The sequence below is a fragment of the Paraburkholderia caffeinilytica genome (assembly GCF_003368325.1).
GTDB lineage: Bacteria > Pseudomonadota > Gammaproteobacteria > Burkholderiales > Burkholderiaceae > Paraburkholderia > Paraburkholderia caffeinilytica.
Genome location: NZ_CP031466.1, coordinates 2,196,201 through 2,219,505 on the forward strand (window position 1 = coordinate 2,196,201; position 23,305 = coordinate 2,219,505).

Here is a 23,305-nt window from a genome sequence, read left to right on the forward strand (position 1 = left end):
GCGCGATTGCGATTGCGCCCGTCCTCGATAGATTCCGAAATGAAATCATGCGTGACGTGGCGCTCGAGTTTCGGGTGTCCGCATCGGCGCTTCAGAAGAACCCGGAGCACGATGTATCAACGCGGATCCACACAATGAACCTGATCGGCGTCCTAATGAGTTGAGCGGCCATGCACAAAAAAGCGCAACGCTCGACAGGTGTCGAATGTAGCTTCCCAGGTCCGGCTCGAATAACATCGAAACCGCCATGTGACCGATTACCAGACTTGCGAGCACATCTATGGCTCCCATCCCGGTTCCTTCCAGATGATCAGATGTTCGGCCGCATACGGAACCAACCGCGATCCATACAAAAACCAGCATCAGGAATTCCTTCGGCCCCGGATAAAACAGAACCGGAACGTTCAACTTCAGGATTGCGTAGAGGTAATCCGCACAGAAAGCAGCGAACGAGTCCGGCGCGAACAGGTTGTAGAAACCTGTTCGCGCACCATAGGGCGAGCCGGCGACGAGGTAGTCGACAGCCATATCGCGCGGATGCAACAAAACGTAGTACGCGATATCCGGCAACATATACAGCCCCACCAGAACCGCAAGGATCAGAACCGTCTTCAGTCGCAGCGATGCTCGACGAAATACCCACGCGCCCACTGCGATCGCAAGGATCAGCGCAAAATAGATCCGCACCGTCAACGCATACCCCACATAGAGAGCAACTGCGGCGACCATGAGATTTCGCACGCCCCATCTCCGGCCGATCAGAATAAGCACGATAGACATCAGAACGACGATCGTGTCCTTGCTGGCAACGAATAAATTGAAGAACACGCACGGCGCAATCAGCACGGTATTCAACAGCAAACCGCCAAGCCGCTTCGAGTATCCGAACATCAGCCAGATGAACAAGGCGCCGACACTCACCACGAAAAGGTTCGTGCCGACACTACCGAGCGAAGAATAAAACTTCGCGACCGCGTCAAAAGAGGTATCCTGATAGGTGCTTGACCCGCCAATCTGCGACTGAATCTTGTCTGAGTCGCGGAACACGAACTCAGGCAGAAATATGCTGGCTTTCCAGTACATCGTCATATACAACAGGATCGCAAAGCCGGAGATCAATCGAACGACACCGTTGCTAAACCGCGGGCCGGTATTGAGTACCTTACGGAACATGAATAGCCTCTCTGTTGGCGGTTGCAGTTTCGGGTACAGCACGGACACGCATCACGATAAACGCCAATATCGCCACGATCCCAGTACTCGCTGCCAGGTGCGCCAGCGCCACGCCCATTGCGCCTAGCTGCGTCACCAATAGCCATTCCACTGGAATACCGATAGCCGCTACGACAGTCATTGCAATGGCAACCTGCTTGCCCAGGCGCAGTGCGACTGCGCCACTCCAATAAACGTCGGCGATAGAGCGGAGGACGAAGGAGACAAGCAGAATGCTCAACATGGTGAGTTCACGGCTACCGGAGGGTTCGCGGGCCACGTGGAAAATCGGCTTATAAGCAATCAGAATCGCAACCGCGGCAATAATCGTGATGCCAAGGGCAGACCGCATCGAAATTCGCAATGTCGACCAGAAGTCGCTGCCGGCCCCGCTCAACGAACGTACCAGCCGCGGCCCGGCCGTCATCACGATCGTGGCATAGGCGATCGTCTGGATAGCATTTGCGATCGACCATGCAAACACGTAGCGGCCGAGCGAATCAGCAGAGATCGTACTGCTCGCGAGAAATCGCTCGCCGTATTGCAGACCGGACAATACGGTTGTCGCGACAAAGAACGGCAAACCCGTCACCCACACCGAGCGAACGCCGCCTACCTTGCGCGACACCGGCTGCCCCAGGCTTGCCTCAAGTCCCCGACGCCAGATGCACCAGCATGCCGCGAGCGCGGCAATCACGTTCGTCCCCCACCAGAGCGTGAAGATCGTCTCAATAGATACGATCATGCCGGTGAGTAGACCAGGAATCGCGACGCCGGCCCACGCACCCGTGCGAATGAAAAGCAGCAGTGCGCCCAGGCGTGGCCGATGCAGCGAAAAAACATAAGAAGTTGTCTCAAGCCCGATATGTTCGGAGAAGGCCACCAACATCGCGCCCCAGAGAACGCCAGGTGGGATTCGACGAAACCAGTCGAAGCCGGCACCGCTGCGCACAGTCAAGACGGCGACACCGATCACCACGTAGACGAGGCAATAGAGCAGGAGTAAACGGCGCGCGTCCTGAATCGCGTCGCCCGGGTTCACGGCGCTCAATCGTCGGTTCATTTCGGTGCTGAATCCTAGTCCGAGCAATTTGGACGACACAACCGACACGGCAAGCGCCAGACCGTAGTCGGCCACAGCCGCAAATCCGAGCATACGGGCGACAACGACCGTTAGCGCGAATTTCAGCGCTAGCGACGTGATGCGAAAGGCGAGCCGGATGAACAGGTGCATAACCATCCCGCGCTATAAGCCCCGTGCGGCCCGGAGCTCGACAAGTATCCGTTCCCGTGCAGCACGGATGCGCTCGAAGCCAGAGGAGGTGTTCGCCCAGAAATTACGAATCGCACCCGGCGCGAGGATTGCCGCGGCGACATTCTCGGGGTCGAAGTCAGCCGCATTGGCAACCCAACCGTCCAATCCGAGATCGGAATATGCACCAAAGCCTTTGCGCTCATAGCTAAGGTGATAGGAAGGAACGCCACTCAGCACTGACTCGAGCGAGCCGTGCAAGCGGACCGATACCACGAAGTCCGGCGTATCCGTGGCCAGCATTTCTTTCAGCGACACAAGCTCGCCGTCGACGCCGATGCTTCGGTAGTACGCGAGGTCGTCGTTGCCGCGCCCTCTGCTCTGCACGGCAAAGCTGATCCGGCATGTCTGCCTCAATCGTTGAATCAGTTGTCGCGTGGAGCTCTCGTACCGTTCCCGTTGCCGCATCGACCATTTCGGCGCCCGCCGTAGAACGAATGCCACATGAGCCACACGGGTGCGAGACTTCTCCGCTTGCGCCATGATCTGTGCGCTGCGCCGCTCGAAGTCCAGCACAGCCAGATCAGGCGCGCGACGAGTGTTCGCGTTGTCGGCCAGGAAGGAGGCAGAGCGGTCATCACGAACGAACACACAAGAAAACCTCGCGAGCATTCTCGAGAGATGCGCGCGCAACGGTCGTGCCGGCATCGAAGGTCCAATGCTTTGCGGCAAGTACACGGTCGGTTTGCCCGACAGACACGCCGCACGCATCTGAAGCAGGTGACCCGCTTCCAGTTTGAAAGCTTCCATGCAGTTGCGCGCACGCAAGTATCCCCCGCCGACACCGACGAGAAGATCGGCCGAGGACAGAATTTGCAACAACTCGCGCGTCCGGCGGTTCTTGCCGATCGGCAGCGTCATACCGACCGCTCCGGCAATACGGGCGATCCCCGCTTCTGCAAGAACCGGTGCCGGGTGAACCTCGGGGTATTGGGAGAAGGAAGCCGGATCAGCAGCGACGATCGACACTCGCGTCGCCTCCCCAAAGGCCTGCTTCAGCAGGTCGATTGACAGGTCGACCAGCAGACCGTCTCCAGAGTTCTTCGAACTGTACGCGTGAAGGAGAACTACATGCGTGCTGTTTGACATCAATGAATCCCCCTAAGCAGACGCTGGTAAAGATCGGCGGTCCGTTCGACCATTGCAGTAGCTGAAAATCGCTCGGCGGCGCGCTCGCAGTTACGGCTCATGCGATCGCGCATCGCCGGGTTCCGGGCGAGCGCCGCTGTCGCGTCCGCAAAAAGGTTTGAGTCGTCTTCATTGGGAACAACAAAGCCGATCTGTTCGGCGTCGATCAGTTCCGCTGCTCCGGACACCCTGGTAGACACAATCGGGATACCGGCCGCCATAGCCTCGAGGACGACATAAGGAAAACCTTCGTAGCGGCTTGGAAGTGCAAAGATGTCAAAGGCGGAGAAGTAGCGGCGTGCTTCTGGAATCAATCCAAGCAAGCGCAGGTTCGTGGGAACGCACTCTTCGTTCACGCCTGAAACGCTGCCGAAGTCACCGGGACCCATCACCGCAAAAATGACGTTATCCATGCCCCGTTCGAGGAGGCGCTGTGCGACCCGAACCAGCCGGTCAACGCCTTTCTGGAAGTCCAGACGGCCCACAAAACCGACAACGACGGCGTCATGCGACAACCCGAGCGCAACTCGCGCTTCAATCGACGGAAGCAAAGCCGGTGCGGGCACGCCGTTGAAAATCGTTTCGATGCGATCTGCTGGAATACGCAATACCTGCTGCAAATGTTCCGCTTCGTCGACGGAAACAGCGATGATGCGGTCGCTCCGAAAACGGCCGAGGAAACCTTCGATCAGCCCGTAAAACCGCCGTTGTGCCCGCGGTAAATAAAGATTCAGCGTGTAGACAGCGTGCGGCGTGTAGACCTGCGCCCACGGTCCAATGCACATCCGCGCGAGCGCTCCCGCCTTCGAACTGTGGCTGTGAACGATGTCCGGCCGGATCCTATGCAGGTACCTGGATAGTTGAGCGAAGGCGATCATGTCCGCCGTACCAACCGAGCGGTGCATCGAAACACGATGAACCGTATCGCATTGCGCGAGCAGGTTCTCGGTAAGAATCACTCCGTCGAAACGGTCGCCGATCGGGACAATCAGATGAATGTCGAAGCCACCGCAAGCGCGCAGGCCGCACACCATATCGGCAATATGGACCGCTACGCCACCACCTGCCGCTTCAACGACGAGCGCCACCCGCAAAGGAGGCGCCCTCATATCTCGGCGAACCGGCGATGTGCTCACAAAATTGCCGGCATCCACCGACCGTGACCGTTCGGCGACACCTTCCGTACTGACTTGCATCACTGCCCCCGATCATAACGGGTAAGCAGCTGACGCCAGCGGCTCGTCAATGCAGGACGAGGATCTTCATAGCAATACTGAACATATCGGTAACCACCATTCTTACGGTTGTAGCTCCGTCGTCCGGACTTTGGATCGAGACCATTGAGAAGCGCACCGCTAACCGTGATTCCGGCGTGCGCAAACTGCCTCACCGACTCCACCAGTTCCCCAACGCGCGTATGACCGGCCCGGGCGACGAGCATCACTGTCGCGCAATGCTCCGCCAGCACCACCGCGTCGACTGCGGCCAGAACCGGGGCTGAGTCGACGAGCACCACGTCGTAATCGTGTGCGCTGTTTTCAAGAAGTTGCCCTACGCGCTCATGCATCAGTATCTCGGCGGAGCCAGGCGGCAGCACACCAGTGGAGATGAAGTCAAGATTCGGAACAACGCTACGATGAATGACCTGATCTGGAGAGAGGGCCCCAGTAATGACGTCTGTCAGGCCGCGCGCGCGTTGTTGACCGAAGTATTCGTGGAGATAGCCCCTGCGAAGGTCACCGTCAATGACTAGCACTCGCTTTCCGCTCGTTGCCAGCAGTGCCGCGAAATTCGCGGATACGAAGGATTTCCCGACGCCAGGCGTAGGGCCGGAGATAAGGATCACGTTATTTCTTGCGTTCAACATCGCGAACTGGAGTGCCGTACGCATGCTCCGCAGGCTTTCGACAGCTGGTTCGCGAGGATTAGCCTCAACAAGCAGGCGAACAGCCGATGCATGGTCAATGCTGTTCCGATCGATCTGCTGTTGTTTGCGTGACTCCGGAATCGTCGCGTACACGTGCAAACCGGCATGACGCTCAATCTCGTCCGCTTCGGCAATCCCCGCGAACAGAAAGTTGTGAGCGAACGCGAAGCCGACACCCAACAGCAATCCGAGCAACGCACCCGCAGCGATCGTTACGGGCCGATTAGGAAATGCGACGTTTTCGGGAATGACAGGCGTGTCGACAACGCGCACACTTCCGGTCTTGCCTGCCTTGACCAGTTTCAGCTGCTGCACATTGTTCAACAACGCCGTATAGAGATCGGTCGCCACCTTCACATCGAGCATCAAACGTGCTGCGTCCTGCTGTACGCCGGGCAAGATTTTCATCTGCTGATCAAACGCACTTTGCTGAGAACGAAGAGCGGCGATTTGCGCGTTAAGCGCAATCACATCGGGATGCGAATTCGTGAACCGCGAAGCGAGCTCATCGCGCTTCTGTTGCAATTCGAGCATCCGCGTTCTGGAATCTGCAGTCTGCTGAATGGCTATCCTGGCTTCCTCCGGCAAATCGACGGTGCCCTGCTTCTTTCGCATCTGCGTGTAGCGCGCCTCGGCGTCTTCCAACTGCTTTCTGAGCAGCGGCACCTGCGTATCAAGGAACACCAGGGATTGCGCCGCTTCAGCGGCTTTGCGTTCGACGTTCTGCTTCACGTAGTAGCGGCCGATCGCCTGCAACTGGTCCCGAACCAACACGGGATCGGTTGCCGTGAGGGTTGCAATGAGAACGCCTGACGACTTGATCTTCTCCTGAATTTCCAGGCCCTTCTGCATGCTCATGATCGTGTCAAGCCGCGATTTCCGGGTCAGCTTGAACTTCGTTCCGGGTGCGGCATTGAACGACTTCACAAGCAAAGTCATTGGCCCACTGCTCGTCTGGAACACCTCAGCCACACCGACCCGACCGGTAACGGCCTCATCAAGATCCCAACCAGACAGACGGTAGCGATTGCCCGAAAGCACCGAGAGCGCGAACTGATCACCTTCCAACCGCTTTGGCACGTCGAACTGAACGATGTCGGCACTTTCCGTGCCCCATGCCCACCCTCCGACGCCCAGGACACCGGGACGCATCACAGCATCATTGAACCCGGATATGAAATTACCGATCAACGGAAACCGGCGTGGGCGCACGACAATATAGCTACGCAATTCGTCGACGACACTGGTTACGACGAGCCGCGACGCCATGATCTGCTGCTCGGCCGACGTCGGCGAGTTGTAGTCGAAAAGTGACGACACGTCCCCTAGCAAACTCTGCGCGGCACCCGAGCCGCTGCCGTCCTCCACCTGAACCGAGATATCCGCCTGATAAAGCGGAGGGAGCAGAAAGGCAAACGCCGTCGCAAGCGCGAGGGAGCAAAGGCAAATCTTGAGAATGACCCATCGGTACCCGACAAACACATCCAGTACCCCAATCAGGTCAATCACATCATCTTGTTTTAACGCCTCGTTTGCGGGCGATTGCAACGGTTTCATTGTGCGTAAAGATAGGGTTTTTTTCCGGCCGTCAGGTTGACGATTCGCCGACAACGGGAACAGACGCCACGCGGCCGCCGGATAGCTCCGCGATGCGCGCGGCCCATCCTTCGACTCCAGCTTCGATAAGCCTTAGGCTTTCTTCGAATGCCGCACGGCCTTTGCGATGCGGATCGGGAATATCGAAGCCCGCGTCCGAATGGCGGGGCGACGCCGGCATGTCGCCTAGCCGATAGACGCGTCCATGAAGAGATGCGAACCGATGCTCGAGTTGCTGCCGCTGGAGACGGTCCATGACGAGCACGAGGTCGGCGGTAGCGGGCATCCATGTGACCAACTGACGTGCACGGTGTGACCGTATATCGAGGCCTCGTTCGCCCATCAGGCTGACAGCGACTGGATCGGCTCCGTGACCGATCAACGCCGTCATGCCGGCTGACTCCACCATTACCGACTCGAGATGCCACGCAAGAAGGGCTTCTGCCATCGGACTGCGGCACACGTTTCCTGCGCAGACAACCAGCACGCGCTTTATCATTTCGCGATCACCCCCGCCGTCAAACCTGTGCTGATCAAAGGCATCAACAGATTCAGCACCCGATTGAAGCGAACGAGGCCGCTACCGTCGACATACACGACGTCTTTGGGTTGCAACTCGAAATCCTTGGCGAGCAGCATTGCGACCGGCGACCGGCCGTCGAGGTGAAACACTTGCGGCGTCCCTGACAATGAGCCGCGAACCACGAACATCTGCGCGGCGTCGGCGGTGGATGCATTCACGCTGCCAGCCTGCGAAAGCGCATCCGCGAGCGTGATGCGGCCGGTTCTGCGTGGAATCGCCGAGATCGGCTTGTTGACCTCGCCCATCACATACACGTCGTTTTCGTCGCGCGACGCGACGCGTAACAGATCGCCGGTTTTCAAATAGAGCCGCGACGGACTCACGCCTTGCGCCAGCAACTGCGTCAGGTTCACACGATGAGATTCGCCGTCGCGCACGAGCACGAGGTCGCTTTGGTCGGCGGTTTCGCTGAAGCCCCCGGCGCGGCCGATTGCTTCATACAGCGTCATGGGCACGTCGTTGACCGCGAGGGCACCCGCGCTACGCACCTCGCCGTCGACATAGACCTGATGCGCCCGGTAAGAGGCCATGCGCACAGTCAACTGGGGTTTGACGAAGTACTTCGCAAGTGCGCCGCTCAAGCGCTGCTGTATCTCATCCGTCCGCTGACCAGCCACGTGCAGCGGACCTGCATACGGAAACGTCAGGCTGCCGTTCTGATCGACGATGAATCCGGGCAGCGGGTCGCCGGGTCGCGCCGACGATTGCGTCTGCGAAGAACCCAGCGCGGCCGCGAACTCCGGATGATCCCAGACGACGATTTGCAGCACGTCGCCAGGGCCGACGGTATAAGCCGGGGGGGCGCCAGACAGCAACTGCGAAAGCTCGGCCTGCTGTTGCTTCTGACTTTGGGCGAGGCGCGAAATCAGCGACGCATTGACCTCGGTAATAGCAATATCCGGCGTGCCGGAGGTCGCATCGACCTTCTCGCTTGCCGAACCTTCACCGGCATCTCCAGTTGGGGGGACACCGCCGTCAATACCCGGCATCTTGTGTACACGGGACGTTTCCATCCGCATCCCGGGCGCCCCCGCGCACGCGCTGGTCAACAAGGCGACCGCAGCCATCAATGCACCAAGCCGATAGACCGGGCCCGTTTGAATTACCGCTAACATCGTGTTCAACCTATTCTTCATGCGAGCACGCCGTAGCGCCGCTCTCGCTGCCCACCATCGGGCAGACGGGATTCATATTGCATTGAGATGAAAGCCACCTGACAGCCGGCACAGTTCCGCCGGCCGACGTTCTCCTGGAACGCCCGGAGGCTAAGGATCAATACGCATTCCGATGCACCAGCCCCTTCACCACCGTCGCGACGACGATGCGCATATCCAGCCAGAATGACCAGTTCCTCAAGTAGTACAGATCGTGTTCCACGCGCCCCTGCATCTTTTCGATCCGGTCGGTCTCTCCGCGAAAGCCGTTCACTTGCGCCCAGCCGGTAATGCCGGGCTTGATCCTGTAACGATGGATATAACCGTCGACAACGCTGCGGTATTGGTCATCGTGTTCTATTGCATGCGGCCGCGGCCCCACCACCGACATCTCTCCGCGCAGCACATTGAGAAACTGCGGCAGCTCGTCGAGACTCGTGCGGCGCAAAAACGCGCCGACACGCGTGATGCGCGGATCCCCGCGGGTAGCCTGACGAAGCACCCCGGGCTGTTGCTTGTGCGCGCGCATCGAGCGAAACTTGTAGATGCGGAATACACGTCCGTCGGCGCCCTTGCGCCGCTGGGTAAATAGCACGGGGCCCTTCGAGGTTATCTTGACCGCCACGGCAATCGACAGCATCACAGGCGCCAGCGCAAGCAAGGCCGTGGCCGCAAACAGCCGATCGAAAATCGCTTTCTGAAGCAGGGCGTACGGAGTCATGGGTGACGCCATCAGATTGATGGCCGGCACACCGATCAGATCGACCACGTTTCGGTCGAACATCGCGAGACTGCGTACGTCCGGAATGAAACGCAGATTGACGAGGTCGCCCTTGAATTCGTCAAGGACCTTCAACACCGTGTCCTCTTCGGACATGGACAGCGCGAGCCACACCTCCTCGATCTGCTCACGTCGCACACAGGCCGCAAATTCACGCAAACACGCAAACGATGGCAGACCCGGAAAATCGGGCGCGCTGGCTTGCCGCGTATTGAGCGTGGCAACCGCTCGAAAACCGGCATCAGGCGAACCAGCAATGTTGCCGATCACGCTATCGCGATGGGCACCTGCGCCCACTACCGCAACCATGCGCAGATTGCGCCCGGCGCGCCTGATCCGGCCGAGCACCCTATGCACGAGCAGCCGCGATGCGACGAGTCCGGCCGCTGTCACGACAGTCCAGCTCACGCACCAGAGCCGCGACACCGACGCAGTGCGATGCAGCAGAAACATGATCGCAAGGCCGCAAACCTGCACTGCGATCCAGCCGAACACGATGTTGAGGACAAGGCGCCATTTCGAGCGACCGCGCCACGATTCATAGATACCGAACAAGGGCAACAGCAAAATCGCCAATGCCATGTCCAACGCGACGAAAGCGCCTTCGAGAATCGAATGAGCCGCACCGGCCGCGAACAGGAGCGAAGCAAGCGCGGCACTCAGTGCGACCAGCATCACGTCGAGCAGGCGTGCCAGCACGCTTTCCATTTCCGCGAAATCGCGGCCAGCAGTTTGACGAAACCTCATGGCATCGCTCCCAATGACCCGTTTGCAATGCCACCCGAATGCATCACTCTTCAACGAAGGCGCATTCTGCTCTTATGCAATCTGTTCTGGCCTAAGAAGTTTCCCAATGCATCGCAGCATTCTTCAGCCGGATCAAGTCAAGCTCTCATTGAGTCTGAACTTGCTCCTGCAAATCCAACTGCTCCACGTCTATAACCAATTCCTAATACATCGATCGAGAAACTTTAACTATCTGCAATCACCTTGCAGACTTATGCTCGAACAATGACCCCGCCGCCACGGCAAGACGATACGCGGCATCGGGCAAGCGACTTCTCATAGTCACAGGGGCGGCATCATGAAGATCTGTATCTTCGGGGCAGGAGCGATTGGCGGTTTGATGGGCGTGCAACTGGCGCGTGCCGGCGCGGACGTGAGTTTCGTCGCGCGCGGCGCGCATCTCGCGGCGATGCGCGAACACGGCGCGCGCCTGATCATGGACGGCGAAACGTTCAGCGCGCCGGTGCGCTGCACGTCCGACCCTCGCGAGCTGGGCGTGCAGGATGTCGTGATCGTCACGCTGAAGGCGCACTCGCTGCCCGGCGTGGTCGATGCCATGCAGCCACTGCTCGGCAAGCACACGGCAATCGTCACCGGCGTCAACGGCATTCCTTATTGGTACTTTTACCAGCACGGCGGAAAATTCGCCGGCACGCGGCTCGCCAGCATCGACCCGGACGGCAGCCAATGGAACAAGCTCGGCCCGGAACGCGCAATCGGCTGCGTGCTCTATCCCGCAGCGGAAATCGTCGAGCCGGGCGTCATCAAGCATGTGTACGGCAAGAAATTCCCGATCGGCGAGCCGAGCGGCGAGCGCACGCCGCGCATTCAGCAGTTGCACGAGATCATGCAGGCCGCGGGTTTCGATGCCCCGATCCGCGACAATATCCGCGATGAAATCTGGCTCAAGCTGTGGGGCAATCTATGCTTCAATCCGATCAGCGCATTGACCCACGCCACGCTCGATGTCCTCACCAGCGACCCCGGCACGCGTGCGGTATCGCGCACGATGATGCTGGAAGCCAAGCGCATTGCGGATCAGTTCGGCGTGCATTTTCGCGTCGATGTGGAAAAACGCATCGACGGTGCGGGTGCCGTCGGCGCGCATAAGACCTCGACGCTGGTCGATCTGGAGAATCGCCGTCCGATGGAGATCGACCCGCTGCTCACGGTGGTGCAGGAAATGGGTTGTCTCGTCGGCGAGCCCACGCCAACTATCGACGTCGTGCTCGCGCTCGTCAAACTGCGCGAAAGGATGGCATTGCAGGGAGATTGAGCGCCCGTCGGCGCTTCGATCGACGTCTCACACGCCTGATCAGGAAAGGATCGAACGCCACGCGCGTTCGATCCTTTTTTGCAGCACCTATTGATCGATCGCCAGCCACACCGCCTTTGGCTCGGTGAAGTTCTCGATCGCCACGTCGCCATGCTCGCGGCCGAAGCCGGAATCGCCCGAACCGCCCCAGGGCAAACGCACATCCGTATAGCCGTAGGTATTGATCCACACGGTGCCCGCCTTCAGGTCGCGCGCGACCCGGTGCACGCGGCCGATATCCGCGCTCCACACGCCGGCCGCAAGGCTATACAACGTGCCGTTGGCGATACGGATCGCATCGGCTTCGTCGTCGAAGCGAATCACGCTTGCCACCGGCCCGAAGATCTCCTCCTGCGAAATGCGCATTTCATGCTCGACATGGGCGAACACCGTCGGCTCGACGAAAAAGCCGCGCTCGCCCACGCGCGCACCGCCGGTCACGAGCGACGCCCCTTCGGAGCGCCCCGTCTCGACATAGCCGAGCACGGTTTTCATCTGTGCCGCGGAGATGAGCGGCCCCATCGACGTTTCGCGCGCCGCCGGATCGCCGACCTTGATCGCTTTCGCACGCGCCGCGAGACGCTCGACAACTTCGTCGTAGACGTCGCGGTGCGCCAGAATGCGCGAGCCCGCCGAACAGACCTGGCCGGTGTTGAAAAAAACGCCCGACGCCGCCGCTCGCACCGCATTGTCGAGATTCGCATCCGGGAAGATCAGGTTCGCCGACTTGCCGCCGAGCTCCAGCGTGACACGCTTGAAGTTGCCGGCCGCGCCTTGCAGAATGCCGCGTCCTACCGAAGGCGAACCCGTGAACGTGACTTTGTCGACGCCGGGATGCGCGACCAGCGCATCGCCGACCACCCGCCCCTTGCCCGTGACGATATTCAGCACGCCCGGCGGAACGCCCGCTTCAAGCGCGAGTTCGCCGATGCGCAACGCCGTCAGCGGCGTAATCTCCGCGGGCTTGACGATCAGCGTGCAACCGCACGCCAGCGCGGGGGCGATCTTCCACATGCCGATCATCAGCGGGAAATTCCACGGCACGATCGCGGCGACCACGCCGACCGGCTCACGCAGCGTGTAGGTCAAGGCATCGGGGCGCACCGGCACCACCTGGCCATTGATCTTGTCGCACCAGCCTGCGTAGTATTCGAGCGTATCGATCGCTGCGGGAATATCCTGGCGCATCACCGCCGAGATCGGCTTGCCGGCGTCGAGACTTTCGAGCGCCGCGAGCTCGTCCAGATTCGCGCGCATCAGGCCGGCAAGACGCATCAGGATGCGGCCCCGGTCGGCCGCCCGCATCGCGTTCCACACTTTCAACGCGGCACGCGCGGCATGCACCGCCGTATCGACATCGGCCGCGCTGCCTTGTGCAACCAGCGCAATCGGCTCTTCGGTCGCCGGGTCGATGTCGATGGAATATTCGCCGGTGCCGGGCGGCAAACGCTTGCCGTCGATCAGCAAATCATGGTGCCTGAGGTCGGTTTCAGTTTCCATCATGAAGCTCCTTGCGTGGGATGTTGCTTGGGCTGACCGGCAGCGGATCGGCCGGCGCGGCGCCGGCGGCATTCGAAGCCGCGGCAGCGGGCGCGGCAAACTGCGCCCATGCCGCCGCGGCGTTGGGTCTGAGGGAGCGGTTGCGGCGATGCACGAGCAGCGTCGTCAGATTCATCGCGGGAACCAGCGGCCGGCTCACCAGTGAAGCGCCGGGCGCGGGCCAATGTTCATCGACGGGTAGAACGCCAATGCCAAGACCCAATTCGACCATGCGCGACACTGCCGCAACATGTCCGAGTTCCTGCACGGGCCGTCGCTTCAGGCCGTGCGAATTGAAGGCAAGGTCGAGCGCGGCGCGCACACCCGCGTCGGCATTCAACGTGACGAGCGCCCACTCGTGCAACGCACGCCACGAGACGCTGGCTTGCCGCGCCAGCGGATGCGCGGGGGGCATCACCCCATGCAGCGGCGTCGTGAAAACCACTTGTGCGTGCAACTGATCGCTGATCAGCGGTTCCGCCACCGAGACCACGCCGAAGTCCACTTCGCCCTGCTCGACGCTCGCCAGCACACTGCCTTGCGGTTGATCCTTGACCGATACGATCAGCTCGGGAAACGCCGACGCGCAACGCGCCAGTCCCTGAGCCACCCAACTCGACGACAACACGGGATTGCTCGCCAGTACGACCACGCCGGTGTGTCCGTCGTAAGCGGCACGTTCCTCGCGCAGCGTCAACTCGATTTCGTCGAGCAGGCGGCCGATTCTGCGCTCCAGACTTGCACCCGCGTGAGTCAGTTCGACCTGCCGCGTGGTGCGGTCGAACAGTTTCAATTCAACGGCGTCTTCGAGTTCGCGCACACAACGGCTCACCGCCGACTGCGTCAGATCGAACTCGCGCGCCGCGCGTGTAAAGCTCCGTTCGCGCGCGACGGCGACAAACACCTTGAGTTGCTGTAGCGAAACATTCATGACGTCACTGCCGGGTGTGGGTGGGTCACCCTATTCCCCGCTCTGCTCGGGCCAATGGCTAAGCCGCGAAGCCTTGCTGCCGGCAACGGCCAGCACGCCCTGGGGCTCGTTGTGCGCTTCGATCCAGCGCGAACGCATTGGCGCAAGAATGAACTTCGCCGAGACGCCCGCGGCGATCGTGACGACGGCAGAGACGATAAAGACGAGACTCCAGCCGCCTGTGGCCGACAGCACCGAAGCAATCGGCACCAGCAGCGAAGCCGTGCCCTTCGCGGTGTACAGCGTGCCCGCATTGGCCGCCGCATATTTGCTGCCGAAAGTGTCGGCGCAGATAGCCGGGAAGATCGAGAAAATCTCGCCCCAGAACAGAAAGATCAATGCCGCGAAGGTCATGAACGCATACGGGTTGCTGCCGTACTGCATGAGGCCGAGCAATGCGAGACCTTCGCCGATGAAGATCACGAACATCGTGTTTTCACGGCCGAGTTTGTCGGAAATGAAACCGCACAGCGGACGGGTAAAACCGTTGCAGATGTTGTCGATGGAAAGGGTGGCGGTGAGCAGCGGGAGGGTCATGCCGAAGATCGTCATCGGGATGCGTGCGAGCCCCCAGTCTTTGGCGATCGGACCGATTTGCGCGGTCGCCATCAGGCCACCCGCCGCCACCGCGACAAACGACACGTAGATCACCCAGAACACTGGCGTTTTGATCATCTGTCCCGGCGTGTAATCGACCTTGGAGACCGCGAACTTCTTTTTCGGTGCGGCTTGCTGGCGCAAGTTTGGCTTTTTCAACAGCAGCGCGAGCAAAAGTATGCATACGCCCTGCAGAATGCCGAAGAAAAAGAAGGTGTGCTCGTAACCTGAGCGCGTGATCATGTTGGCGATCGGAATGACGGTGACGGCCGCGCCGGCGCCAAAACCTGCGGCAGTCAAACCGGCCGCAAGACCGCGGCGATCCGGAAACCACTTCAATGCGTTGCCGACACAGGTCCCGTACACGCCGCCTGCGCCGATCCCGGCAATGACCGCCGACACATACAGCATCGGCAAGGTTGTCGCATACGAGTTGATGACCCACGCGAGGCCGGCGCATACCGCACCGCCGGCGACCACCGGGCGCGGTCCGAACCTGTCGACCAGCCAGCCCTCCACCGGCACGAGCCACGTTTCCGTGAGGATGAAAATAGCGAAGGCGAGCTGAATGGATGCTTCACCCCAGTGATGCCGCGCGTTCATCGGTGTGACGAACAATGTCCATGCGTATTGCAGATTGGCCACCAGTGCCATGCACACCATGCCGATGACGAGCTGCCACCAACGGTTCCCCCAGAATGCGCGAGCCGTGGTCTGCTGAGTGATATCGTCCATGAGCCTTGTCTCCGCTATTTATTGAGTGCGGCCGGCCGTCACGCCGCACTGCATGCGTCTCACCTTATGCTTGTGACCCGAACAGCCTTGCCATTCGGGAATATTTAATATTTGCGTCTTTAATCTGAATTCTTTAAGGCCTGCCCTGCCTGAATCGTCGTTTTTCTGACGAATTCTTTATTCCGATCAATTAAAAATCGGGACTGCATCGACGTTCGCCGCTTCCCCTGCTACGCCTCGAATACAAGCGTTAACCCGGGTATCGCGCCGAGTACCGCACCGGCAATTTCGCTTCTTATGCAGACCCATGCTAGGGTCATTGCTGAATAACTAATAATTAAAGTTTGTTATTATGTCGATTCATATTTGCTTATACATTGGCCATGACGATGCGCAATGCGACTCTGCGGCAATTGAAGGTCTTTGAAACGGTGGCGCGCCACCTGAGCTTCTCGCGCGCCGCGGAAGAATTGCATCTGACGCAGCCCGCCGTCTCCACCCAGGTCCGGCAACTCGAGGAACATGCCGGTCTGCCGCTGTTCGAGCAGCTCGGCAAAAAAATCTATCTGACGCCGGCCGGCACCGAGATGCTTCACTACAGCCGCGCGATCATTCAGCAGTTTCACGAAGTCGACGAGGCGATGAGTCAGCTCAAGGGCGTCTCCGGCGGCAAACTGAACGTCGCGGTGATCAGCGCCGGCGACTACTTCTTTCCGCGTCTGCTGGCGGAATTCACGCGGCGTTACGCGGGCGTCGTGCTCAATCTCGCGGTACACAATCGCGCGGAACTGTTGCATCAACTCGCGACCAACCAGACCGATCTCGCGGTGATGGTGCGGCCGCCGCATGAAACCGACGCGACCAACGAACCGTTCGCGCCGCACCCGTACGTGATCGTGGCGGCGCCCACGCATCCGCTCGCGCACAAGCGCAACATCAAGATGAGCCAGTTGGCCAACGAGGCCTTCATCGTGCGCGAACGCGGCTCGGACACCTGGAATTCGATGGAAGAAGGCTTCGCCGGCCGTCTCTCCAATCTGAAGATCGCGATGGAGATCAAGAGCACCGAGACGATCAAACAGGCGGTGATCGCCGGCATGGGCATCGCGTTCCTGTCCGCGCATACGATCAGTCTCGAGCTGCAGCTCGGCCATCTGGTCGTGCTCGACGTCGAGAGCTTTCCCGTCATGCTCAACTGGTACGTCGTGCATCGGAAGAACAAGCGCCTGCCGCCGGTTGCCGTCGCCTTCAAACGCTTCCTCATGGAGGAAGGCGCGGGGCTCATCGAGCAGATCACGCGCGTGAAGGAATTGAGCGTCTATAAGCAGTAGGCTATGGACAGCCAATAAAACTTTAACTATTGCGGATTGGTCAGCATCCCTATGCTGCAAGTGAGTTCCCTTACTTGTCAGCCCAGGAGGCCGATCATGAACCGCGCTTCGGTTGAGTCTCATCCCAGCACGCGTACCGCACGCGCTACCGCGGACAGCCCCGACGACGCCCATCTGAGCGCGTACAACGCTGCCTTCAGCGACCTTGGCCTGCGGTTCCGCTGGGACCAGGCCACGCTCGACGTGCTGAAGGAATTCAACAGTGAAGCGGCGCGCATCACTGCCTTCATCGAGCGGTTTCACCCGCATCTTCACACGGCGTACGACGCGGAGTTTCTTGCCCAGATGATTCTGAGCAAGAAGGCCAGGTACTACAGCGAATTCGCGGCAGGCGGCGAATAAGGGCATTGGCGAGACGATTCCGCCGTTCGCGCGGCCTGCCGCCTGACGCATCGGTGGCATCGGTGTATTCATCCTTGACGGCACATCGCGCGGCGGATGGCGCGTTGGCGGACGAGCCCGCGTTTTTGCACGCCCGCGGTTCCAGTGTCATGCCAGCCGCGGCGGTGCCGATATGCCGCCGCGCGCACGATGCCTGGCGTTATCTCACGCAGCGCCCATGCCTGCTCTTCGCCGCCGTGCCATTCGATACGCGCCAGCAGCCCGCGTTGCTCCGGCGCAGATCCATCGCAACGTCCCGCAAATGCATGCGCGTGTGAATTGCGATCGGTCGAGTACTCGCGGCTGGTCATCAGATGCGTGCCTAGCGCAACGGCTAGTACGCTCATCGCAAGCAGTGCAGCGAGTCCGAACGGCTGTGCCTGTTCGGTGACGAAGCCGTAGCCGAGCCATCCGCACAGCAGCAGCGCCGAGACATTGACAATGCCGTGGCCGGGACGCGCGACTGCGCGCAGGTCCAACACGCCGCGCAGTTTGCAGAACGCGATCGCGGAGGTGGCGAAGACCAACGCACCGATGAAGACCGCGGCGTAGAGCTCGATACGCTCGACATTCGCCTGCGCCGCCGCCGACAGGTAGCACGCAAACCCGCCCACCATGACGGCGAGTCCCGTGCCGCTGCCGAGCAACGCAACGAGCCGCGGCCGTCGCGTCATAGCGCTATCTCACACACAGTAGTCAGCGTATTGCTCAACGTGCCGATCCCGTCGACCGAGATCGTCACCGTCGCGCCGTCCTTGATCGAACCAACGCCGACCGACGTGCCGCACGCAATCACATCGCCCGGCTCGAGCGTTAAGTCCTGTGAAATCAGACTCACCTGCTCGGCAGGCGAAAACACCATATCGGCGAGCGGATAGTTCTGCCGCTCCACATCGTCGAGCATCGTCACAAGATGCGCTTCGCGCCAGTCGAAACCGGAGACGATCGAGGGCCCGATGCAGCAGAACGTATCGAAGCCCTTTGCGCGGCACCATTGCGGGAAGTGCGGATTTTCGTTCAGCAGATCGGCTGCGGTCACATCATTGACCAGGGTGTAGCCGAAGATCGATTCCGCGGCCTCTTCGACACTCGCGTCACGACAGCGCCGCCCGATAACGATGCCGAGTTCACCTTCGTAGACGATCTTGCCCGCGTAGCTGAGCGGCCGACGGATCGGTTCACCCGAACCGATCACCGAACCCGCCGGCTTCAGCAGAAACAGCGGATGCGCCGGCACGGGCTTGTCGAGCTTCGCCGCGAGCGCGTGATAGTTATTCCACAACGCGACGATCTTGCCGGGCGCACAAGGCGCGAGCGGCGTGAGCGCACGTGTCGACAACACTGCGCCGGTCGGCACCGGTTGAACGAGACTCTCGTACTCGTGCAGATAGCCGCCTTCCACCCGGCCGAACACGATGCCACCGTCGCTCGACATGAAACGCATCCACGTATCCATACATCGCTCCTTGAGCTTTCAAATCGCGCCGGCGGTCCGCAATGCACTGATCTGCTCGGGCGAGTAGCCGAGTTCAGCCATCACTTCATCGGTATGTTCACCCAGCAGGGGCGAGCGTTTGACTTCAGTCGGGCTATCCGACAGCTTGATAGGATTGCCAACCGTCAGATACTTGCCGCGAGTCGGGTGATCCACTTCGACAATCGTGCCGGTTTTGCGCAGCGACGGTTCTTCGGCGATTTCCTTCATCGAGAGAATCGGCCCGCAAGGAATGTCGTATTTGTTCAGAATCTGCATGGCCTCGAACTTGGTCTTGGTCATGGTCCAGCGTTCGATCTCGGCAAAGATGTCCTTCAGATGCGGCAAGCGCGCGGCGGGTGTCGCGTAGTTCGGATCGGTAGCCCACTCTTCCTTGCCGATCACGTTGCAGATCTTCGCCCACACCGGCGCCTGAGTGATGAAGTAGATATACGCATTCGGGTCCGTCTCCCAACCCTTGCACTTCAGAATCCAGCCCGGCTGGCCGCCGCCCGACGCATTCCCCGCGCGCGGCACCGCTTCACCGAACGTCCCGTTCGGATATTGCGGATACTCTTTCATCGTGCCGGTGCGTTCGAGCCGCTGCTGGTCGCGCAGCTTCACCCGGCACAGGTTGAGCACGCCGTCCTGCATCGCGGCGAGCACCTTCTGACCACGGCCGGTTTGCGTGCGCTGATACAGCGCCGTGACAATGCCCAGCGCCAGATGCAAGCCCGTGCCGCTGTCGCCGATCTGCGCACCGCTCACCACCGGCGGACCGTCGTCGAAACCGGTGGTCGAGGCCGCGCCGCCCGCGCATTGCGCAACGTTCTCGTAGACCTTGCAATCCTCGTAAGGACCCGGGCCGAAGCCCTTCACGGAAGCCACGATCATGCGCGGGTTCAACGCCTGAATCCGCTCCCACGTAAAGCCCATCCGGTCCAGCGCGCCCGGCGCAAAATTCTCCACCAGCACGTCGCATTTCTGGATCATCGCCTCGAGCACCAGTTTGCCTTCCGGGTTCTTGGTGTCGATCGTGACCGAGCGCTTGTTGTGATTGAGCATCGTGAAATACAAGCTGTCCACGTCGGGAATATCCCGCAGCTGCTCACGCGTGATGTCGCCGGCGCCGGCCCGCTCCACCTTGATCACGTCCGCGCCGAACCACGCGAGCAACTGCGTGCAGGTCGGTCCCGATTGCACATGTGTGAAATCGAGAATTCGCACGCCGTCGAGTGCTTTGCTCATGTCATGTCTCCTGATCAGTCAGTTGTGTGCAACGGTTATCGACCGACGCGCCCGCCTCGATAGCGTCCGCTCGCGCGGATGCTTGGTTGGCTTCGATACATACGGTATGTGATATATCAGATTCAATCAAGCGCGATCTCAAAATTTGGCTGCTTCTGGGTTCCTGCCCTAAACGCCTGCGCGGCCTACATTGCAGCCAAATAACACTGTGCCGGTCTGCTCGATTCGAGGGAAAACACTGAGATGCTGCTCGCTTCAGTCGCATTTGATATATCACATACCATATTTCAACGACCGTCAAGCTGGGCGTATCCCCACTCCAAGGTGACGACTAGCAAGGAAAAATGGCGAACGCCCATGAGCACAGGCCGAAGACGCCGGCTGAATGCGGCGTCGGGGAGATGATTCCGGTGACACGGTGTTGGGCCATTTTCTTGCCCAACGCCGCTCACGCATGGGGATCGGAAAAACAAAAAAGCCCGCGGTGTCATCACTGCGGGCTTTTTCCATCGGTTGCGCCGAACAGGCGCCTAAGCAGCCATCAATCCAGAAAATCGCAATTCGCTTCGACGAACGTCGCCAGATCGAGCGAATGCTGGCGTGTCAGCCGCTCGGCCAGTTCGGTATCGCGCTGCTCCAGCGCCTCGATAATGCGCAGGTGGTCGACGATCGAACGCGACGCGCGGTCGCTTTGCGAAATGGTCATGCGGCGAATCGCCCGCACGTGGATGAAGATGTTCTTGATCGTGTCGAGAATGATCTGCGACTTCGACAGCTCGACGATCGCCTGATGAAACGCGATGTTGGCGTCGGAATACTCGGCGATGTGCTCGGCCGGCGTAGCGTCGCGGAAATTGTCGAACATGTGGCGCAGGCGGGCGATTTCCTCGTCTGTGGCGTGCAGCGTGGCCAGGCGCGCAGCCATGCTTTCGAGCGCCGCCCACATCTGGATCATTTCGACGATTTCACGCTTGCTCTTACGCACGATATAGATGCCGCGCCGCGGCACCATGCGCAGAAAACCTTCTTGCTCAAGCAGCGTCATCGCCTCGCGCACCGGGGTGCGGCTTACACCCAGCGATTCGCTCAGCACGCGCTCGTCGAGCCGGATTTCTTCGCGAGTCCGGTAGATATCCGCGTCAGCAATGGCCTGACGAAGCATGACATACGCCTGATCGCGCAAGCTCGCGCTCGCGCCGATCGGCTGCAACGACAACGTCAAAGGTGTGGCCACTGCTTCAGTTTGAAGTTCTGACGACATTCATCGCCTCTTGTTGAACATGCGCGCGATACGGCGCCACTGCGGTCATTCTGCCATCCTGCTCGCCCAAGCCGACGAACCGGCCATGTTGCGCTGCAAGTTGCGCAACCGGCTGCGGGATCCAGCGGGTCAGCAGAACGGTGGCGGCAGAGCCCAAACCTACGACACCCACGGCGAGCAGCGCGAGAGGAACAAATTCCATTTGTAACTCCGAATGATTGAGTAAAGAGATGACTCAATCATATGCTGCAACGCCGCAAAAATCAATATTCCGTATGTAGTATATCAGTAACTGTTGTTTTTAGGATTACACATCCAAGGTAGCACGGGCGACTCGCGGGCGGTTCCTCCGCTCGTCCGAATACATGAAGCTCCGTGTAAACGCGCAAAACGCGCGCTATGCGCGCAGTCGCGTTCGGTGATCGCGCAATTTCATCTCCGTGCGGATTGTGGGAACCGCTTCGTATCATTAACCTTCGGGGAATCCTGTGATGGGCCGCAGCGTCCCTGCCCTGCAACTGCCGCGCGCTTCCAGACAGCACCCCGAGAATTCGAAGGAGACACCGATATGAGTACCACCATCCCAGATGCGCCGAATACGGCGATCGCCGGCAATCGCGCGGCGCGCAACCAGGCACGCAAAGCGGCGCTCGGCAGCTTTGTCGGCGCCGTGGTCGACTGGTACGACTTTCTGCTGTATGGCATCGTCGCCGCGCTCGTCTTCAACGCCGAGTTCTTCCCGAAGGTCAGCCCGGCGATGGGCACACTCGCCGCATTCGCGACCTTCGGCGTCGGCTTTCTGTTCCGGCCGCTCGGCGGCTTCGTGTTCGGCCACTATGGCGACCGGCTTGGGCGCAAGCGCATGCTGGTCCTCACGGTAATGATGATGGGCCTCTCCACCGCGGCAATCGGCCTGCTGCCGGCCTTCGCCAGCATCGGCTGGTGGGCGCCGGTGCTGCTCGTCACGTTGCGCGCGATCCAGGGCTTCGCGGTCGGCGGCGAATGGGGCGGCGCGGCCTTGATGGCGGTCGAAAGCGCGCCGGAGAAGAAGAAGGCGTTCTACAGCAGCGGCGTGCAGGTCGGCTATGGCGTGGGCCTCGTGCTCTCGACCGGGCTGGTCGCGATCATCAGCCGTTCGATGGATAACGCGTCGTTCCTGAGCTGGGGCTGGCGCCTGCCCTTCCTGTTCAGTGTGGTGCTGGTGCTGATCGCGCTGTGGATCCGCTCGAGCATGGAAGAATCGAAGGAGTTCGTCGAGAAGGTCGGTGAACGGGGCGAACGCAGCGTACGGCTGCCAATCGTCGAGGCCTTGCTGAAGCACCCCAAGGCTTTCCTGCTGATCATCGCGCTGCGTCTTGCCGAGCTGTTCACGATGTATATCGTGACGGCGTTCGCACTGAACTACTCGACCGCGAATCTGCACATGCCGCGGGAGTTCTTCCTCTCGATCGGTCTGCTGGTCGGCGCGGTGAGCTGCGTGACGATTCCGTGCTTCGCGTGGCTTGCGGACCGTTTCGGCCGCCGGCGCGTGTATATCGTCGGCGCGCTGGTCGGCATGCTCAGCGCGCTGCCGTTCTTCCTCGCGCTCGAAGCCCGCTCGACGGTGTGGATCGTGGTCTTCGCGGTCATGCTCGCCAACGTCGCCCACGACATGATCGTCAGCGTGCAGCAGCCGATGTTCACCGAGCTGTTCGGCACCGAGTACCGTTATAGCGGCGCGGGCGTGGGTTATCAGGTGGCGAGCGTGGTCGGCGGCGGCTTCACGCCGTTCATCGCGGTGGCGCTGGTCAGCTTTGCCGGCGGCTCCTGGCATCCGGTGGCGGCCTATCTGGCGATCGGCTGCCTGATCTCGGTACTGGTCGCGGCGAAGATGAAGACGGGGCGCACGGCCGCCTGATTCCTGCCAATGAGGATT

The 23,305-nt window shown here is 60.4% G+C and carries 20 protein-coding genes; 4 read left to right on the plus strand and 16 right to left on the minus strand.

Annotated features, from left to right (window positions below):
* Positions 1 to 45: 45 nt before the first annotated feature.
* From DSC91_RS09745 to DSC91_RS09780, 8 genes are all read right to left on the minus strand, one after another.
* Positions 46 to 1,173 (minus strand): hypothetical protein, encoded by a 1,128-nt coding sequence (locus DSC91_RS09745; RefSeq protein ID WP_175171894.1) that lies wholly within the window; start codon positions 1,171 to 1,173, stop codon positions 46 to 48.
* Positions 1,163 to 2,446, minus strand: a complete 1,284-nt coding sequence (locus DSC91_RS09750) for a lipopolysaccharide biosynthesis protein (protein WP_162831354.1) — start codon at positions 2,444 to 2,446, stop codon at positions 1,163 to 1,165. The genes DSC91_RS09745 and DSC91_RS09750 overlap by 11 nt, the downstream gene beginning before the upstream one ends.
* 12 nt (positions 2,447 to 2,458) lie before the next feature.
* Positions 2,459 to 3,613, minus strand: a complete 1,155-nt coding sequence (locus DSC91_RS09755; RefSeq protein WP_115777930.1) for a polysaccharide pyruvyl transferase family protein — start codon at positions 3,611 to 3,613, stop codon at positions 2,459 to 2,461.
* On the minus strand, positions 3,613 to 4,848 hold the full coding sequence (locus tag DSC91_RS09760; RefSeq protein ID WP_115777931.1) for a glycosyltransferase: 1,236 nt from the start codon (positions 4,846 to 4,848) through the stop codon (positions 3,613 to 3,615). Before DSC91_RS09760 ends, DSC91_RS09755 begins: the two co-directional genes overlap by 1 nt.
* Complete coding sequence (locus tag DSC91_RS09765) at positions 4,848 to 7,136, minus strand: polysaccharide biosynthesis tyrosine autokinase (RefSeq protein ID WP_115777932.1); 2,289 nt, start codon at positions 7,134 to 7,136, stop codon at positions 4,848 to 4,850. Before DSC91_RS09765 ends, DSC91_RS09760 begins: the two co-directional genes overlap by 1 nt.
* Before the next feature lie 31 nt (positions 7,137 to 7,167).
* Positions 7,168 to 7,674, minus strand: coding sequence for a low molecular weight protein-tyrosine-phosphatase (locus tag DSC91_RS09770; protein ID WP_115777933.1), 507 nt, complete (start codon positions 7,672 to 7,674; stop codon positions 7,168 to 7,170).
* Positions 7,671 to 8,771, minus strand: coding sequence for a polysaccharide biosynthesis/export family protein (locus DSC91_RS09775; RefSeq protein WP_482811982.1), 1,101 nt, complete (start codon positions 8,769 to 8,771; stop codon positions 7,671 to 7,673). Before DSC91_RS09775 ends, DSC91_RS09770 begins: the two co-directional genes overlap by 4 nt.
* Positions 8,772 to 9,030: 259 nt before the next feature.
* Complete coding sequence (locus DSC91_RS09780) at positions 9,031 to 10,440, minus strand: undecaprenyl-phosphate glucose phosphotransferase (RefSeq protein WP_115777934.1); 1,410 nt, start codon at positions 10,438 to 10,440, stop codon at positions 9,031 to 9,033.
* Positions 10,441 to 10,777: 337 nt separating this feature from the next.
* Here DSC91_RS09780 and DSC91_RS09785 point away from each other — a divergent pair, with 337 nt between their 5' ends.
* On the plus strand, positions 10,778 to 11,755 hold the full coding sequence (locus DSC91_RS09785; protein ID WP_115777935.1) for a 2-dehydropantoate 2-reductase: 978 nt from the start codon (positions 10,778 to 10,780) through the stop codon (positions 11,753 to 11,755).
* 87 nt (positions 11,756 to 11,842) lie between these two features.
* Here DSC91_RS09785 and DSC91_RS09790 read toward each other — a convergent pair whose 3' ends face one another.
* From DSC91_RS09790 to oxlT, 3 genes are read right to left on the minus strand one after another with little or no spacing between them, the layout of a single operon-like run.
* Positions 11,843 to 13,294 (minus strand): aldehyde dehydrogenase family protein, encoded by a 1,452-nt coding sequence (locus DSC91_RS09790; protein ID WP_115777936.1) that lies wholly within the window; start codon positions 13,292 to 13,294, stop codon positions 11,843 to 11,845.
* Positions 13,284 to 14,264: a LysR family transcriptional regulator gene (locus DSC91_RS09795; RefSeq protein ID WP_115777937.1), complete on the minus strand. Its 981-nt coding sequence runs from the start codon at positions 14,262 to 14,264 to the stop codon at positions 13,284 to 13,286. Before DSC91_RS09795 ends, DSC91_RS09790 begins: the two co-directional genes overlap by 11 nt.
* Positions 14,265 to 14,294: 30 nt before the next feature.
* Positions 14,295 to 15,635, minus strand: a complete 1,341-nt coding sequence (gene oxlT, locus DSC91_RS09800; RefSeq protein WP_115777938.1) for an oxalate/formate MFS antiporter — start codon at positions 15,633 to 15,635, stop codon at positions 14,295 to 14,297.
* 383 nt (positions 15,636 to 16,018) lie between these two features.
* Between oxlT and DSC91_RS09805 the strand changes: the two genes are divergently transcribed.
* Together DSC91_RS09805 and DSC91_RS09810 are read left to right on the plus strand one after the other, a co-directional pair.
* The gene (locus DSC91_RS09805) at positions 16,019 to 16,966 is read left to right on the plus strand and encodes a LysR family transcriptional regulator (RefSeq protein ID WP_115777939.1); all 948 of its coding nucleotides are present in this window, start codon (positions 16,019 to 16,021) and stop codon (positions 16,964 to 16,966) included.
* A gap of 96 nt (positions 16,967 to 17,062) precedes the next feature.
* Complete coding sequence (locus tag DSC91_RS09810) at positions 17,063 to 17,368, plus strand: HAD family hydrolase (protein WP_115777940.1); 306 nt, start codon at positions 17,063 to 17,065, stop codon at positions 17,366 to 17,368.
* A 68-nt stretch (positions 17,369 to 17,436) separates the two neighbouring features.
* Here the strand turns inward: DSC91_RS09810 and DSC91_RS09815 are convergent, their stop codons facing one another.
* From DSC91_RS09815 to DSC91_RS09835, 5 genes are all read right to left on the minus strand, one after another.
* Positions 17,437 to 18,081, minus strand: a complete 645-nt coding sequence (locus DSC91_RS09815; protein ID WP_115777941.1) for an NAD(P)(+) transhydrogenase (Re/Si-specific) subunit beta — start codon at positions 18,079 to 18,081, stop codon at positions 17,437 to 17,439.
* On the minus strand, positions 18,078 to 18,863 hold the full coding sequence (locus DSC91_RS09820; protein ID WP_115777942.1) for a fumarylacetoacetate hydrolase family protein: 786 nt from the start codon (positions 18,861 to 18,863) through the stop codon (positions 18,078 to 18,080). The genes DSC91_RS09815 and DSC91_RS09820 overlap by 4 nt, the downstream gene beginning before the upstream one ends.
* Positions 18,864 to 18,881: 18 nt before the next feature.
* The gene (gene frc, locus DSC91_RS09825; protein ID WP_115777943.1) at positions 18,882 to 20,129 is read right to left on the minus strand and encodes a formyl-CoA transferase; all 1,248 of its coding nucleotides are present in this window, start codon (positions 20,127 to 20,129) and stop codon (positions 18,882 to 18,884) included.
* Positions 20,130 to 20,670: 541 nt separating this feature from the next.
* A complete protein-coding gene (locus DSC91_RS09830) occupies positions 20,671 to 21,390 on the minus strand; it encodes a GntR family transcriptional regulator (RefSeq protein ID WP_115777944.1) in 720 nt (239 codons plus the stop codon).
* Entirely contained in the window at positions 21,368 to 21,592 is a 225-nt protein-coding gene (locus DSC91_RS09835) for a hypothetical protein (RefSeq protein WP_115777945.1), read from the minus strand. The genes DSC91_RS09830 and DSC91_RS09835 overlap by 23 nt, the downstream gene beginning before the upstream one ends.
* Before the next feature lie 366 nt (positions 21,593 to 21,958).
* On the opposite strand from DSC91_RS09835, the gene shiA reads away from it, so the two are divergent.
* Positions 21,959 to 23,287 (plus strand): shikimate transporter, encoded by a 1,329-nt coding sequence (gene shiA, locus DSC91_RS09840; RefSeq protein WP_115777946.1) that lies wholly within the window; start codon positions 21,959 to 21,961, stop codon positions 23,285 to 23,287.
* Positions 23,288 to 23,305: the final 18 nt, after the last annotated feature.

What these genes read in the sequence shown, in the direction of transcription:
- DSC91_RS09835 (WP_115777945.1), bottom strand. Translation starts at nt 21,592, where the DNA reads ATGGAATTTGTTCCTCTCGCGCTGCTCGCCGTGGGTGTCGTAGGTTTG.
- DSC91_RS09780 (WP_115777934.1), bottom strand. Translation starts at nt 10,440, where the DNA reads ATGAGGTTTCGTCAAACTGCTGGCCGCGATTTCGCGGAAATGGAAAGC.
- shiA (WP_115777946.1), top strand. Translation starts at nt 21,959, where the DNA reads ATGAGTACCACCATCCCAGATGCGCCGAATACGGCGATCGCCGGCAAT.
- DSC91_RS09795 (WP_115777937.1), bottom strand. Translation starts at nt 14,264, where the DNA reads ATGAATGTTTCGCTACAGCAACTCAAGGTGTTTGTCGCCGTCGCGCGC.
- DSC91_RS09760 (WP_115777931.1), bottom strand. Translation starts at nt 4,848, where the DNA reads ATGCAAGTCAGTACGGAAGGTGTCGCCGAACGGTCACGGTCGGTGGAT.
- DSC91_RS09765 (WP_115777932.1), bottom strand. Translation starts at nt 7,136, where the DNA reads ATGAAACCGTTGCAATCGCCCGCAAACGAGGCGTTAAAACAAGATGAT.
- DSC91_RS09790 (WP_115777936.1), bottom strand. Translation starts at nt 13,294, where the DNA reads ATGGAAACTGAAACCGACCTCAGGCACCATGATTTGCTGATCGACGGC.
- DSC91_RS09830 (WP_115777944.1), bottom strand. Translation starts at nt 21,390, where the DNA reads ATGTCGTCAGAACTTCAAACTGAAGCAGTGGCCACACCTTTGACGTTG.
- frc (WP_115777943.1), bottom strand. Translation starts at nt 20,129, where the DNA reads ATGAGCAAAGCACTCGACGGCGTGCGAATTCTCGATTTCACACATGTG.
- DSC91_RS09810 (WP_115777940.1), top strand. Translation starts at nt 17,063, where the DNA reads ATGAACCGCGCTTCGGTTGAGTCTCATCCCAGCACGCGTACCGCACGC.
- oxlT (WP_115777938.1), bottom strand. Translation starts at nt 15,635, where the DNA reads ATGGACGATATCACTCAGCAGACCACGGCTCGCGCATTCTGGGGGAAC.
- DSC91_RS09755 (WP_115777930.1), bottom strand. Translation starts at nt 3,613, where the DNA reads ATGTCAAACAGCACGCATGTAGTTCTCCTTCACGCGTACAGTTCGAAG.
- DSC91_RS09805 (WP_115777939.1), top strand. Translation starts at nt 16,019, where the DNA reads ATGACGATGCGCAATGCGACTCTGCGGCAATTGAAGGTCTTTGAAACG.
- DSC91_RS09775 (WP_482811982.1), bottom strand. Translation starts at nt 8,771, where the DNA reads ATGGAAACGTCCCGTGTACACAAGATGCCGGGTATTGACGGCGGTGTC.
- DSC91_RS09750 (WP_162831354.1), bottom strand. Translation starts at nt 2,446, where the DNA reads ATGCACCTGTTCATCCGGCTCGCCTTTCGCATCACGTCGCTAGCGCTG.
- DSC91_RS09745 (WP_175171894.1), bottom strand. Translation starts at nt 1,173, where the DNA reads ATGTTCCGTAAGGTACTCAATACCGGCCCGCGGTTTAGCAACGGTGTC.
- DSC91_RS09820 (WP_115777942.1), bottom strand. Translation starts at nt 18,863, where the DNA reads ATGGATACGTGGATGCGTTTCATGTCGAGCGACGGTGGCATCGTGTTC.
- DSC91_RS09770 (WP_115777933.1), bottom strand. Translation starts at nt 7,674, where the DNA reads ATGATAAAGCGCGTGCTGGTTGTCTGCGCAGGAAACGTGTGCCGCAGT.
- DSC91_RS09785 (WP_115777935.1), top strand. Translation starts at nt 10,778, where the DNA reads ATGAAGATCTGTATCTTCGGGGCAGGAGCGATTGGCGGTTTGATGGGC.
- DSC91_RS09815 (WP_115777941.1), bottom strand. Translation starts at nt 18,081, where the DNA reads ATGACGCGACGGCCGCGGCTCGTTGCGTTGCTCGGCAGCGGCACGGGA.